Raw genomic sequence first — 13,828 nt, 5'->3', positions numbered from 1 at the left:
GTCCCATGAGCAGCGTCACCATTGCCCTGGGCTCGCTGGTGTTGATGTTGGTGTTCATCTACGCCGGCATGCACGTCTCCATCACCCTCGGGCTGCTCAGCTTCATCGGGGTCTGGTTGATCCGCGACGACGCTGGCATCGCCGCCAACTTGCTCGCGCAGGCGGTGAGCGACTCCATCGCCAGCCACATCTTCGGCGTGGTGCCGCTGTTTGTGCTCACCGGTTTTCTGGTGGCATACGCCGATGTCGGCAAGGACGCGTTCGAGGTCGCCAACCAGGCGTTCCGACGCATCCGCGGCGGCCTGGGCGTGGCCACCGTGGCGGCCAACGCGGTGTTCGCCGCGATCACCGGTATTTCCATTGCCTCGGCCGCGGTGTTCACCCGCGTGGCGGTGCCGCAGATGCTGCGCTTCGGCTACGAGCCCAAGTTCGCGGTCGGGGTGGTGGCTGGCTCGTCGGTGCTGGGCATGTTGATCCCGCCCAGCCTGCTGATGATCCTCTACGGCTTTCTGTCCGACCAGTCCGTGGGCGATCTGTTCACCGCGGGCATCGTGCCCGGCTTGCTGCTGGCCGTGGCCTACGCGCTGGTCATTGTCGCGATGGCCTACCTGCGCCCGGGCATGGTCTACCGCGACGCGGTGCCGCAGGCGGTGGACGACGGTGAGCTCATGCCGCTGGGCGAGATGGTCAAGAAGATCGTGCCCATCGTGGTACTGATCGGCTCCATCCTGGGCGGCATCTACACCGGCCTGTTCACCGCTACCGAGGCCGGCGCGGTCGGCGCGCTGGTGGCGCTGGTGATCGCCGTGATGCGGCGAAAGCTCACGCTGCGCAGCTTCTGGGGCGTGCTGACCGAGACCGGCCATGTCACCGTGTCGGTGAGTTTCCTGATCATCTGCGCCAACATCTACACCCGCATGCTGGCCATGAGCGGCACGCCGCAGGCGATGCTGGAATGGATGTCGGCCGCCGGCTTCGGCGTGGTCGCATTCCTGGTGATCTACGTGCTGATCGTGGTCCTGCTGGGCACCATCATCGACTCGGCGTCGATCCTGCTGATCGTGTTGCCGCTGATGCTGCCGCTGGCGGTGCAGTTCGACCTGAACCTGATCTGGTTCGGCGTGGTCACCGTGGTGGCGGTGGAGATCGGGCTGCTCACACCGCCGTTCGGGCTCAGCATCTACGTCATCAAGAGCACGCTCGGCAAGACGCTGGACATCAGCCTGGGCGAGATCTTCCGCGGCACCGCGCCGTTCACGCTCACCATGCTGGCGGTGCTCGCGCTGCTGATGGCGTTCCCGCAGATCAGCCTGGTGTTGCTCAAATGACCGCGCCCGCCCCCAACCCGCTCGACGGCTTTGTAGTGGACCGCGCGGCAATCCGCTACGCCGGCCGGGACCTGCAACGACCCGAGTGCATCCTGGCCGAGCGCGACGGCACGCTATGGGCGGCCGATGCGCGCGGCGGCGTGACGCGCATCGCCGCCGACGGTACGCAGCGGTTCGTGGGACAGCGCGCCGACACGGCGTTTGCCAGCGTCGACGCGGCCACCGCCGAGGCATTCGAAACCAAGTTCACGCAAGGCACGCTGCCCAACGGCCTGGCCTTCAACGCCGAGGGCGAGATCCTGATCTCCAACTTCGGCACCGACTGCCTGGAGGTGATGGCACGCGACGGCCGCACCCGCACCCTGGTGGACCGCATCGACGGCATGCCCATCGGCAAGGTCAACTTTGTGCTGCGCGACCGGCGCAACCGCATCTGGCTCACCGTCTCGACCCGCGTGAACCCCTGGACCGCCGCCGCCGCGCGCCGCGTGAAAGACGGCTACATCGCGGTGATCGACGAACACGGCCTGCGCGTGGTGGCCGAGGGTTTTCACTTCACCAACGAGGTGCGGCTGGATGCGCGCGAGGAATGGCTCTACATCGTCGAGACCACCGGCCCTCACATCACACGCATGCGGCTTGACGAGTCCGCCGCTGCGGGCGTGCGACTCACCGACCGCGAAGTCTTCGGCCCTTCGCACCTGGGCGGCCCGCCCGACGGCATCGCCTTCGACAGCTTCGGCAACCTCTGGTGCACGCTGGTGATGGTCGACCAGTTGATCGCCCTCACGCCGCAAGGCGATAAGCGCCTGTTGCTGGACGACAGCAACGGCGAGCCGGCCCGTGCACTGGTGCAACGCATGCAGGACGGCACCGCCAGCGCCGAAGACATGCAGCGCGCGCACGGGAGCATTGCGCCTTGGATGGCCAGCATCACCTTCGGCGGGCCCGACCTGCGCACGGTGTACCTGGGCAGCCTGCTGGGCACGCGCATCCCGTATTTCCAGTCCCCAGTCGCGGGGCTGCCCATGGTGCACTGGGACGCTGCACGTTAAGACCAACCCACAGGAGACTTCCATGCTCGAGCTCTACAACGCCCCCATCTCCACCTGCAGCCAGAAGGTGCGCATGTCGCTCGCCGAGAAACAGCTGGACTGGGTGGACCACCGCCTGATCTTCAGCAACTTCGACCAGCTCAAACCGGAGTACCTGAAGCTGAACCCGAACGGCGTCGTGCCCACGTTGGTCCACGACGGCGGCGTGGTGGTGGACTCCTCGGTCATCAACGAATACCTGGAAGACGTGTTCCCCGAGCGGCCCCTGCGCCCGTCCAACAAGGTCGAGCTGGCGCACATGCGAGCCTGGCGGCAGTACATCGATGAAGTGCCCACGCCATCGATCCGCTACCCCTCCTTCAACGCCTATTTCGTCATGAAGTACAGCGGCTACACCGACGAGCAATTCCGCGAGCATGCCGAGCGCCTGCCGGTGCGGCGCGACTTTTACCTCCAGATGGGCCGCACCGGCTTTCCACAAGAAGAGGTGGACGCTGCCGTGCGCCGCCTGCGCGACACGCTTGAGCGCATGGAGCGCGCGCTAGAGAAAACCGAATGGCTGGCGCACGACAGCTTCACGCTGGCCGACATCAGCGTCATGCCCAGCATCGTGCGCATGGAAGACCTGTCGCTGCAAGGCCAATGGAAAGACCTGCCGCGCGTGACCGACTGGTACCGACGGCTGCAGGCGCGCCCCGCCTTCGCCACCACCTACTACCCCGGCACACGGGACCTCGGCCCCACCTGCTGAAACCACGCTCTGGACCCCCCATGCCCCGCAAATTCGTCGACCTGTCCATCTATCTTGAAAACGACGTGGTGAGCGACCCGCCCGCGTTCGCGCCCAAGATCCAGTACTTCGACCACAAGAACTCGTTCGAGCAGATGGCCCCGTTCTTCCCCGGCCTGAAACAGGAAGACCTGCCCGACGGCGACGTCTGGGCGGTGGAAATGGTGCAACTGTCCACGCACAACGGCACGCACCTGGACGCGCCCTACCACTTCCACAGCACCATGGACAAGGCGCTGGGCGAGAAGAAGCCGGCCATCACCATCGACGAGGTGCCGCTGGAGTGGTGCTTCCAGCCGGGCGTGAAGCTGGACTTTCGCCACTTCGCCGACGGCTATGTGGTGACCGCCGCCGATGTCGAGGCCGAACTCGCGCGCATCGGCCACACGCTCACGCCGCTGGAGATCGTGGTGGTGAACACGCGCGCCGGTTCGCGCTATGGCCACAACGACTTCGTCTCGGCCGGCTGCGGCATGGGCTACGAGGCCACCATGTATTTGCTGGAGCGCGGCGTGCGCCTGACCGGCACCGACGCCTGGAGCTGGGACGCGCCCTTCGTCTATACCGCCGAGAAATACGCCGCCACACAGGACGCCGGCCTGATCTGGGAAGGCCACAAGGCCGGGCGCGACATCGGCTACTGCCACATCGAGAAGCTGCACAACCTGGAGAGTCTGCCGCCCACGGGCTTCTTCATTTCCTGCTTCCCGCACAAGATCCGCGGCGCCTCCGCTGGCTGGACGCGCGCGGTCGCCATCTTCGACGACGCTCTCACCGCATGAACACCATGGAACTGAACCACACACACGACGCCAACACCCGCAGCTGGCTCGAATCGGCCAACGCGCCGGGCACGGACTTTCCGATCCAGAACCTGCCCTTCGGCGTGTTCCGCCGCCGGGGATCGAACGAGGCGTTTCGCGGTGGCGTGGCCATTGGCGACCAGGTGATCGACCTGGCCGCGGTCGCGCGCGGCAATGCCGTCTCGGGCACGGCCGCGCAGGCCGCGAATGCTTGCGCGAGCGATGCGTTGAATGACCTTCTGGCGATGGGCCCTGCCGCTTGGCGGGCATTGCGCCACGCGCTGTTCGACTTGCTCAAGACGGGCGCCAGCGGTCCTGGTGTGACCACGCTGCGCGAGAGCCTGGTGCCGCAGGCCGAGGTGGAGCACCGCGTGCCCACGCGCATCGGCGACTACACCGACTTCTACACCTCGATCCACCACGCGCGCAACGTGGGCCGCGTGATCCGCCCGGACAACCCGCTCACGCCCAACTTCCAGTGGATCCCGATCGCGTACCACGGCCGCGCCTCCAGCGTGGTGATCAGCGGCACGGCGTTTCGCCGCCCCATGGGCCAGGCGCGCGCGCCGGGCATGGAAGCCCCGGTGTACGGCGCGTGCAAGCGGCTGGACTACGAGCTGGAGATGGGCTTCTACGTCGGCCCGGGCAACGCCATGGGCACGCCGATTCCGCTGGCCGAAGCCGAGCAGCACATCTTCGGCATGTGCCTGCTCAACGACTGGTCCGCGCGCGACCACCAGTTCTGGGAAATGGATCCGCTCGGGCCTTTCCTGGGCAAGAACTTCTGCACCACGGTCTCGCCCTGGATCGTGACGATGGAAGCGCTGGCGCCCTACCGCGTGCCCTTCGCCCACCCGGCCGACGAGCCACAGCCGCTGGCCTACCTCGACAGCCCGGCCAACAGCGCGCAAGGCGGCGTGGACGTGCAACTCGAAGTGCGGCTCGAATCGCGCGAACACCGCACACGCGGCGTCGCCGCCGACCGGCTCTCGGCCACGAGCTTCAAGCACCAGTACTGGACCATCGCGCAGATGCTGGCGCAACACACGGTGAACGGCTGCAACCTGCAGTCCGGCGACCTGCTGGGCACGGGCACCATCTCCGGCCCCACGCCGTCCGAAGCGGGCGCGATCGTGGAACTCAGCGCCGGCGGCACGCGCGACGTGCCCCTGCCGGGCATCGGCGGCGCGCGGCGTTTCCTGGAAGACGGCGACACGGTGATCCTGCGCGGCTGGTGCGAGAAGCCGGGCGCGGCGCGCATCGGCTTTGGGGAAAGCCGGGGTGAGGTGCTGCCGGCCATCGGTTCCTGAGATCGGCGCCTGAACAGGCCGTCCCGCTTCTCGCGGGACATCGTTTTGCGGGCTTTGCGGGCACAATGCCCGCCGGCGCAACCGCGCCTGAAAACCGACACAACAACGAGGAGAAGCTCGCATGGGCATGTTCAGCTGGACCGAGAAGAACGCCGCCACGCTCGCCAACGGCGGCGTGATCGCACCCGATGAACGATTGCCCTGGCCGCAGACCGCGGTGATGGGCGTGCAGCACCTGATCGCCATGTTCGGCGCCACCGTGCTCGCCCCCATCCTGATGGGCTTCGATCCGAACGTCGCCATCCTCATGAGCGGCATCGGCACGCTGATCTTCTTCATCGTCACCGGCGGCAAGGTGCCGAGCTACCTGGGCTCGAGCTTCGCCTTCATCGGCGTGGTGATCGCGGCCAGCGGCTACGCAGGCCCGGGGCCCAACGCCAACCTGGGCGTGGCCCTGGGCGGCATCATCGCCTGCGGCCTGGTCTACACCCTCATCGGCGTGGTCGTGCAGGCCGTGGGCACGGGCTGGATCGAGCGCTTCATGCCGCCGGTGGTCACCGGCGCGGTGGTGGCGGTGATCGGCCTGAACCTGGCCGGCATCCCGATCAAGAACATGGCGCCCACTGGCTTCGATGCGTGGATGCAGGGCATCACCTTCGTCTGCGTGGCGCTGGTGGCCGTGTTCACGCGCGGCATGCTGCAACGCCTGCTCATCCTCATGGGCCTGATCATCGCGAGCATCGTCTACGCCGTGCTCACCAACGGTCTGGGCATGGGCAAGCCGCTGGACCTCTCGGGCATTGCCAGCGCCGCGTGGTTCGGCATGCCGAACTTCAGCGCGCTGGTGTTCCAGGCCAACGCCATGCTGCTGATCGCGCCGGTGGCCATCATCCTGGTGGCAGAGAACCTCGGCCACATCAAGGCCGTGACCGCGATGACCGGTCGCAACCTGGACCAGTACATGGGCCGAGCTTTCATCGGCGATGGCGTGGCCACCATGGTGGCCGGCAGCGCGGGTGGCACCGGCGTGACCACCTACGCCGAGAACATCGGCGTGATGGCCGCGACCAAGATCTATTCCACCGCGATCTTCTTCGTCGCCGGCCTGATGGCGATCCTGCTCGGCTTCTCGCCCAAGTTCGGCGCGCTGATCCAGGCCATTCCGCTGGCCGTGATGGGCGGCGTGTCCATCGTGGTGTTCGGTTTGATCGCGATCGCGGGCGCGAAGATCTGGGTCGACAACAAGGTCGATTTCTCCGACAACAAGAACCTGCTCGTGGCGGCGATCACGCTGATCCTGGGCACGGGCGACTACACGCTGAAGTTCGGCGGCTTCGCCCTGGGCGGCATCGGTACCGCGACCTTCGGCGCGATCATCCTGTACGCGTTGCTCAACCGTGGCGGGGCATCCTCCCGCGACAAAGCCTGATCGCTCACCGGCGCTCGCGCGCCGGCGGAATCGGTGGCGGCTCGCTGACCGCGCCACCGATCTTCGCGCCGATGAAGGTGCCGATACCTGGCAGCACGGCCGTGCCAATGGCCGCGCCCGCAATCGAGCCCCAGGCCATCTCGAACGTTGGATCGCGCGTGGGCCCGTGCGCCGAGAAGGGCACATCGACCACGCCGCCCGCCGCCTCCAGCCGGCCTTTGGCCTGGATCTGCCGGCGGTACAGAGTGGCTTCACCGCTCGCGCTGTAGCTGCCCGCCACCGCCTCCACCTGGGTGAAGCTGGTCTTGAGGCCTTGCGCCGTGTTTTGCGTGACCATGACGCCGCTCAGGCGGTCCAGCGGCGTCTCACCCGTGCGGTCCTCGCCCAGCGACTTGATGGCCTTGTCCAGATCGACGCGCAGCAGCCGCGCACCCTCTACCTGCAAGGTGCTGCGCGTGCGCAGCGAACGGAACAGCTCGCCCACCGTGTCGCCCTCGGCGCGCAATGTGGTCTCGCCCGACGCCCTGCCACCGACGACCGAGCGGCGCTCGAAGCTCTCCAGCAGGGCCTGGATCTCCACCTGGCGCGGTGTGAGTTCACCGGTCAGGGTCATGCGTCCCCCCTTCGAAGTGGCCAGCCGCGCTTGCCCACGTGCCGTGCCCCCACCGGCCTGCAGTTGCAGCCGGTAGACATCGGCACCGTCGTCGGACTTGCCATCGCGCGTGGCCTCCAACGTCGCGGGCGTGCGCGCATCGGAGCGGCGCAGCGACACATGTTGTGGCAGCCGATCGGTCTCGTTGAAGGTGACGTCACCGTCGTAGCGCAGCGGCACGCCGCTGTACGAGGTGTAGGTCAGGTCCTTGAAGGCCAGGTGGCGCAGCACCACGCTGGCGCTCTGGTCGTCGTGGGCGTCCTGCAGCTTGTTGCGGTAGGCGGCCAGCGCCTGGCGCGGCACGTCGGCCCCGTCGACCTCCAGGCGGTCGATCACCAGGCGTTTGTCCAGCAGAGGCAGGAGCTGCGGATAGATGGCGAGACGTTTCGCGCGAATCCCGGCCTCGCCCGGCTGCACCGTGTGCACATCCCGCAGCTCGATCACGGGCGTGCCGCGCACGCGCCAGCGGGCCTCTCGAACCACCAGGGCTTGCCCCATGCGCGCTTCGAACTCGCTTTCCACGCGGCGCGCAAGCTCCTCGTTGCTGGGCACATAGGAACGCGCGAGCAGCCAGGCCCCGACGACCAGCACCCCCAGCAGGGCGGTCGCGGCGATGGCCCAGCGGCGTGCGGCGGTTTTCATGGTTTGGCTCCAGGCGGCATCTTGCCGGCCCGGCCCCGCCTGCCTTGTAGGCGCAGGCCGCGCGGGGCTTCGGAGATTTCCTATAGTGGCGGCATCACTCACAGGAGCATCACCTTGTCCGTCTGGAAAAAACCCATCTCGGTGGAAGAACTCACCGCCATCCACCACGATACCGCCGTGCAGCACCTCGGCATCGAATTCCTCGAGGTCGGCCCGGACTTCATCCGCGCGCGCATTCCGGTGGACAAGCGCACCAAGCAGCCCTATGGCTTGCTGCACGGGGGCGTGAGCGTGGTGCTGGCGGAAACACTGGGCTCGTGTGGCGCCGCCTACAGCTGCCCCGAAGGACACCGGGCGGTGGGGCTGGACATCAACGCCAACCACCTCAAGGGGGCCACCGCCGGCTGGGTGACTGGGGTGACGCGCCCGGTGCACGTGGGCCGCACCACGCAGGTGTGGCAGATCGATCTGACGAACGACGCGGGCGAACTGACCTGCGTTTCGCGCATCACGATGGCGGTGCTGGCCCCCAGATAGGCCGGAGAAAGCCGCACCCGCCGGCAGGGCCTTGAGGCGCGGCGGCTTGACCTTGTAGCTGCTTCAGGGTCTGTAATGCGGACCATGGACTCCCAACAAAACCCTGCCCTCGCTTCCTCCACCCCGGCCGGCTCCACCTGGTTGCACGTGCCCAGCATGTGCTGTGCGGCGGAATTCAACGCAGTGGAAAAGGAATTGCGCCGCCTGGGCGGCGTGCGCGACGTGTCGCCCGACTTCATCCGGCGTTCGGTGCGCGTGCAGCACGACGCGGTGCCCGAGCCCGAGCTGATCGCGGCGGCCGAGCGCTCGGGCTTCGAGGTCCGCCTGGGTGGTGGTGCAGCGCCAGCCCATGGCAAAGGCCTGGGCGCGATCGGCATCAAGGCCGTGGGGTCGGCGCCCGCGGCGCGTGCCTCTCCAGCGGCATCGGCCGTGACGCACGAAGACCACGGCGATCACGATCACGATCACGGTGACGACAACGACGACCACGCCGCCAGCCACGCCGCCGAAGTACCGACTTGGCGCCTAGCCCTGGGCGGTGCGCTGGCACTGGGCGCCGAAGTGGTGGCGCTGTCGCTGGGCGACTCCGCCTGGCCGACCGTGGCGCTGGCACTCGCCGCCATCGCCCTGGCCGGCGTGGACACCTACCGCAAGGGCCTGACCGCGCTGCGCCATTTCAACCTCAACATCAACGCCCTGATGACCGTGGCCGTGACCGGCGCGGGCATCCTCGGCCAGTGGCCCGAGGCAGCCATGGTGATGGTGCTGTTCGCCATCGCCGAGATGATCGAGGACAAGTCGCTCGACCGCGCCCGGCGCGCGGTGGAAGGCCTGATGTCGATGGCGCCCGAAACTGCCACCGTGCAGCAAGGCGACACGTGGCACAGCATGCCGGCGAAGTCCGTGGCCCTGGGCGCCCTGGTGCGCGTGCGCCCGGGCGAGCGCATCGCGCTCGACGGCACGGTCGAGTCTGGCACGTCCGCCGTGGACCAGGCGGCCATCACCGGCGAGAGCGTGCCGGTCGACAAGGCCGTGGGCGACAAACTCTTTGCCGGCACCATCAACCAGAACGGCGAACTGCTGTACCGCAGCAGCGCGCTGGCCAACGACTCTACGTTGGCGCGCATCATCCGCGCCGTGCAGGAAGCCCAGGCCACGCGCGCGCCCACGCAGCGTTTTGTCGATACCTTCGCGCGCATTTACACACCGGTCGTGTTCGCGGTGGCCATCGCCATGGCGGTGCTCCCACCGTTGCTGATGGGCGCGGACTGGATGACCTGGGTGTACCGCGCGCTGGTGCTGCTGGTCATCGCCTGCCCCTGCGCGCTGGTGTTGTCCACGCCGATCTCGGTGGTCTCGGGCCTGACCGCGGCGGCGCAGCGCGGCATCCTGATCAAAGGCGGTTTGTACCTGGAGCAAGGCCATCGCCTCAAGGCCATCGCCTTGGACAAGACCGGCACGCTCACCCAGGGCAAGCCGGTGGTCACGGACGTGCTGACCTTGCAAGGCGATGAGCGCGACATGCTCGCGCGCGCCCTGGCGCTCGCGGGCCGCAGCGATCACCCCGTGTCCAAGGCCATCACAGCGCGCGGCGCGGCAGCGGCAGCGGCATCGGCGCTGGACGTCAGCGGTTTCACGGCGCTGCAAGGGCGCGGCATCGAGGGCTTCATGGCGGGTGAGCGCTACCGCCTCGGCAACCACCGTCTGCTGGAGGAGTCGGGTGCGTGCACACCCGCACTCGAAGCGCAGCTCGATGCGCTGGAAGTGCAAGGCAAGACGGCGGTGGTGCTGGTGCGTGGCGAGCAGGCCATCGGCATCTTCGCCATCGCCGACCAGGTGCGGCCCGAAAGCGCACAGGCCGTGCGGCAACTCAAGGCGCTGGGCGTTCAACCCATCATGCTGACGGGCGACAACCGCCACACGGCCGAAGCGATCGCGCAACAGGTGGGCATCGAGGACGTGCGCAGCGAGCTGCTGCCGCAGGACAAGCTCAAGGCCATTGAAGCGCTCGCGGCCAACGGCGCGGTGGTGGGCATGGTGGGCGACGGCATCAACGATGCGCCCGCGCTGGCCAAGGCCCACATCGGCTTCGCCATGGGCGCGGCGGGCACCGACACCGCGATCGAAACCGCCGACATTGCGCTGATGGACGACGACCCGCGCAAGCTGGCCGAGTTCATCCGCCTCTCGCGCGCCACGCGCAGCGTGCTGTGGCAGAACATCGCGCTCGCACTCGGCATCAAGGTGGTGTTCCTCACCCTGGCGGTGATGGGTCAGGCCACGCTGTGGATGGCCGTGTTCGCCGACATGGGCGGCAGCCTGCTGGTGGTGTTCAACGGGCTGCGCCTGCTGCGGCACCGTTCGGGCGCGTGATCAACTGCGCTCGCAACGCCCCTGCGCCGTCGCCTGCCCGCGAAAGTCGCTGGACCAGCTTTGTGCCGCGGTATCGATCTGGATGCGTTCGTTGTCGATGGCGGTGCGGATGACGGTGCCGTCGACCGAGAAGGTGAACACCGGCACGCCGTCGATCTTCACGCTGGTCACGCGCTTCTTGTCGTAGCCGATGTGGACCGTGCGCGTCCAGGTGGTGCGCGCGGGCTGGTACGCCGCCTCGCACACCAGCGTCACCTCGCCGCCCTTCTCGTTCTTGTCGGTCTTCTCTGCCTTCTTGTTCTTGCCCTGCGCAAAGGCTGGCGCGGCCACCACGGTGGCGGACACGAGCAGCCACGCCAGCCCGGTCCGCCTCATGATGCGTCCGCCTTGGCCAGGCGCTCGCTCTTCCAGTACACGTCGTCGCCACCGTTCATGCGGTTGAGCACGCGCGCGAGCACGAACATGAGATCGCTCAGGCGGTTGAGGTATTGGCGCGGCGTCTCTTTCAGAGTTTCCGCCTTGTCCAGCGCGACCACGGCGCGCTCGGCGCGGCGCGCCACGGTGCGGCACACATGCGCCTGGCTGGCGGCGCGGTTGCCGGCGGGCAGGATGAACTCCTGCAGGCGCGGCAAGGTTTCGTTGTGGGTGGCCAGCGCCTGATCGAGTGCGAGCACGGCCTCGGGCTTGAGCAGTTCGAAACCGGGGATGGAGAGCTCTCCGCCGAGGTTGAACAACTGGTGCTGGATCTCCACCAGCAGCTGGCGCACGCCATCGGGAATGTCCTCGCACAGCAGCAGGCCGATGTGCGAGTTGAGTTCGTCCACATCGCCCATGGCGTGCACGCGCAGGCTGTCCTTGGAGACGCGGGTGTTGTCGCCCAGGCCGGTGGTGCCGGCGTCGCCGGTGCGGGTGGCGATCTGGGTGAGTCGGTTGCCCATGGTCTGTCTCCTTCTGGCGCTCTGAAATGAATGGAATGGAACAAAAGAGGTCGAGCGGCACCGATTGTCCTCGACCGCCCGCGCCCGTAACGACATGCAGGGAAATGTGTCTGAGGCAAAGGTCTTTTGAAGAGCGCAACGGCTGGCAAAAGCGCTGGCCTGCGTGCGCGAACCGGGCGGTAATGCGGGCTCGTCTTTCATTCCGATAGCGCAGGAGATCCACCGATGCCGTCCCGATTCCGCCTCAAGTCCCCTTTGTCCATCTCCGACTTCGAGCGGCGCAGCGTGAAGTTGATGGCCGCGTGCGCGCTGGGACTGGCCGGCATCGCCCATGTGCAGGTGGCCCCGCCAACGCGGCAGGCGATCAAGTCGTTCACCCCGGCACGGCTGGCGGACGCTTCCCAGCCCGTGGCCTTGTCGCGCGATGTGATCGTCAACACCCCGCGGCGCTGATCGGGTCGATGGGATGGCCGCGGCAGGGCCCCCGGCGTAAACTGGCCGGCGGATTTCCCCACAGCCTGCCGCGACCGGAGACACGCCCATGAACGCACCCACCGCCCACAGCCACCTGGCGCCCGAGGTCCATCAACGCCCTGTCCCGGCCGAATTTCTGACCGCGCTGCAGCACCGGTTCGGCGCGCAATGCTCCACGGCGATGGTGGTGCGCGAACAGCACGGCCGCGACGAATCCATCTACGAAGTACCGCCGCCGGCGGCGGTGGTGTTCGCCGAGAGCACCCAGGACGTGGCCGATGCGGTGAAACTCGCCGCCCAGCACCGCGTGCCGGTCATTCCCTTCGGCGTGGGCTCGTCGCTCGAAGGCCACCTGCTCGCGGTGCAGGGCGGCATCAGCATCGACGTGAGCCGCATGGGCCAGGTGCTGTCCATCAACGCCGAAGACCTCACCGTGACGGTGCAGCCCGGCATGACGCGCAAGGCGGTCAACGAGGCGGTGAAAAGCGAAGGCCTGTTCTTCCCGATCGACCCGGGCGCGGACGCCTCCATCGGCGGCATGTGCGCCACGCGCGCCAGTGGCACGAACGCCGTGCGCTACGGCACCATGCGCGAGAACGTGCTGGCGCTCGAAGTGGTCACCGCGCAGGGCGAGGTCATCCGCACCGGCTCGCGCGCGAAGAAAAGCAGCGCGGGCTACGACCTCACGCGCTTGATGGTGGGCAGCGAAGGCACGCTGGGGGTGATCACCGAGGTCACGCTCAAGCTCTACCCCCTGCCCGAGGCCATTTCGGCGGCGACCTGCTCGTTCCCGACGATCGAGGCCGCCGTGCGCACCGTGATCCAGGTGATCCAGCTCGGTGTGCCGATCGCGCGCTGCGAACTGGTCGACCGCCACAGCGTGCGCATGGTCAACGCGCACAGCAAGCTGGGCCTGCGCGAAGAACACATGCTGCTGATGGAATTCCACGGCTCACCCGCCAGCGTGAAGGAACAGGCCGAGACCGTGCAGGAGATCGCCAACGACTTCGGCGGCAACGCCTTCGAATGGGCCGACACCCCCGAGGAACGCACGCGCCTGTGGACCGCGCGGCACAACGCCTACTTCGCCGCCATCCAGAGCAAGCCGGGCTGCCGCGCGATCTCCACCGACACCTGCGTGCCGATCTCGCGCCTGGCCGACTGCCTGCTCGACTCGGTGGCCGAGGCGGATGCGTCGGGCTTGCCCTACTTTCTCGTCGGCCACGTGGGCGACGGCAACTTCCACTTCGGCTATCTGATCGACCCCAGCAAACGGGAAGAACACACCCTTGCCGAAGAGCTGAACCACAAGCTGGTGGCGCGCGCCCTGCGCCTGGAAGGCACCTGCACCGGCGAACACGGCGTGGGACTGCACAAGATGGGCTTTCTGGTGACCGAGGCCGGCACCGGCGCGGTGGACATGATGCGCACCATCAAGCGAGCACTCGATCCGGACAACATCCTGAACCCGGGGAAGATCTTCGCACTCTGAGGCCG

At 67.6% G+C, this 13,828-nt stretch carries 13 protein-coding genes; 10 read left to right on the top strand and 3 right to left on the bottom strand.

Going from position 1 to position 13,828, the window contains the following annotated elements:
• The first annotated feature begins 5 nt into the window (after nucleotides 1–5).
• The 6 genes from F9K07_RS01240 to F9K07_RS01215 all read left to right on the top strand — a co-directional run bounded on the left by F9K07_RS01240 (nucleotide 6) and on the right by F9K07_RS01215 (nucleotide 6,715).
• Nucleotides 6–1,328 (top strand): TRAP transporter large permease, encoded by a 1,323-nt coding sequence (locus F9K07_RS01240; protein WP_159588597.1) that lies wholly within the window; start codon nucleotides 6–8, stop codon nucleotides 1,326–1,328.
• Nucleotides 1,325–2,383 carry an SMP-30/gluconolactonase/LRE family protein gene (locus F9K07_RS01235; protein WP_159588595.1) on the top strand — a complete coding sequence of 353 codons (1,059 nt, stop codon included), beginning with the start codon at nucleotides 1,325–1,327 and terminating at the stop codon, nucleotides 2,381–2,383. The genes F9K07_RS01240 and F9K07_RS01235 overlap by 4 nt, the downstream gene beginning before the upstream one ends.
• 22 nt (nucleotides 2,384–2,405) lie before the next feature.
• Complete coding sequence (locus F9K07_RS01230; protein ID WP_159588593.1) at nucleotides 2,406–3,134, top strand: glutathione S-transferase family protein; 729 nt, start codon at nucleotides 2,406–2,408, stop codon at nucleotides 3,132–3,134.
• 20 nt (nucleotides 3,135–3,154) lie between these two features.
• Complete coding sequence (locus F9K07_RS01225; protein ID WP_159588591.1) at nucleotides 3,155–3,955, top strand: cyclase family protein; 801 nt, start codon at nucleotides 3,155–3,157, stop codon at nucleotides 3,953–3,955.
• Nucleotides 3,956–3,960: 5 nt separating this feature from the next.
• On the top strand, nucleotides 3,961–5,286 hold the full coding sequence (gene fahA, locus F9K07_RS01220; RefSeq protein WP_159596769.1) for a fumarylacetoacetase: 1,326 nt from the start codon (nucleotides 3,961–3,963) through the stop codon (nucleotides 5,284–5,286).
• 127 nt (nucleotides 5,287–5,413) lie between these two features.
• Nucleotides 5,414–6,715 carry a solute carrier family 23 protein gene (locus F9K07_RS01215; RefSeq protein WP_159596768.1) on the top strand — a complete coding sequence of 434 codons (1,302 nt, stop codon included), beginning with the start codon at nucleotides 5,414–5,416 and terminating at the stop codon, nucleotides 6,713–6,715.
• A gap of 4 nt (nucleotides 6,716–6,719) precedes the next feature.
• Here the strand turns inward: F9K07_RS01215 and F9K07_RS01210 are convergent, their stop codons facing one another.
• The gene (locus F9K07_RS01210; RefSeq protein ID WP_159588589.1) at nucleotides 6,720–8,009 is read right to left on the bottom strand and encodes an AsmA-like C-terminal region-containing protein; all 1,290 of its coding nucleotides are present in this window, start codon (nucleotides 8,007–8,009) and stop codon (nucleotides 6,720–6,722) included.
• A gap of 114 nt (nucleotides 8,010–8,123) precedes the next feature.
• Between F9K07_RS01210 and F9K07_RS01205 the strand changes: the two genes are divergently transcribed.
• Together F9K07_RS01205 and F9K07_RS01200 are read left to right on the top strand one after the other, a co-directional pair.
• Entirely contained in the window at nucleotides 8,124–8,546 is a 423-nt protein-coding gene (locus F9K07_RS01205) for a hotdog fold thioesterase (RefSeq protein WP_159588587.1), read from the top strand.
• Nucleotides 8,547–8,630: 84 nt separating this feature from the next.
• On the top strand, nucleotides 8,631–10,919 hold the full coding sequence (locus tag F9K07_RS01200) for a heavy metal translocating P-type ATPase (RefSeq protein ID WP_236581770.1): 2,289 nt from the start codon (nucleotides 8,631–8,633) through the stop codon (nucleotides 10,917–10,919).
• Here F9K07_RS01200 and F9K07_RS01195 read toward each other — a convergent pair whose 3' ends face one another.
• Both F9K07_RS01195 and F9K07_RS01190 read right to left on the bottom strand, forming a co-directional pair.
• Nucleotides 10,920–11,294 (bottom strand): hypothetical protein, encoded by a 375-nt coding sequence (locus tag F9K07_RS01195; RefSeq protein WP_159588585.1) that lies wholly within the window; start codon nucleotides 11,292–11,294, stop codon nucleotides 10,920–10,922.
• Nucleotides 11,291–11,857 (bottom strand): cob(I)yrinic acid a,c-diamide adenosyltransferase, encoded by a 567-nt coding sequence (locus tag F9K07_RS01190; protein WP_159588583.1) that lies wholly within the window; start codon nucleotides 11,855–11,857, stop codon nucleotides 11,291–11,293. Before F9K07_RS01190 ends, F9K07_RS01195 begins: the two co-directional genes overlap by 4 nt.
• A gap of 225 nt (nucleotides 11,858–12,082) precedes the next feature.
• Between F9K07_RS01190 and F9K07_RS01185 the strand changes: the two genes are divergently transcribed.
• Together F9K07_RS01185 and F9K07_RS01180 are read left to right on the top strand one after the other, a co-directional pair.
• Nucleotides 12,083–12,310 carry a hypothetical protein gene (locus F9K07_RS01185; protein ID WP_159588581.1) on the top strand — a complete coding sequence of 76 codons (228 nt, stop codon included), beginning with the start codon at nucleotides 12,083–12,085 and terminating at the stop codon, nucleotides 12,308–12,310.
• An 88-nt stretch (nucleotides 12,311–12,398) separates the two neighbouring features.
• Nucleotides 12,399–13,823, top strand: coding sequence for an FAD-binding oxidoreductase (locus F9K07_RS01180; protein ID WP_159588579.1), 1,425 nt, complete (start codon nucleotides 12,399–12,401; stop codon nucleotides 13,821–13,823).
• The last annotated feature ends 5 nt before the right edge of the window (nucleotides 13,824–13,828 follow it).

It is taken from the genome of Hydrogenophaga sp. BPS33, assembly GCF_009859475.1.
Taxonomy (GTDB): domain Bacteria; phylum Pseudomonadota; class Gammaproteobacteria; order Burkholderiales; family Burkholderiaceae_C; genus Hydrogenophaga.
This window is presented reverse-complemented; position numbering and strand designations above follow the sequence as displayed.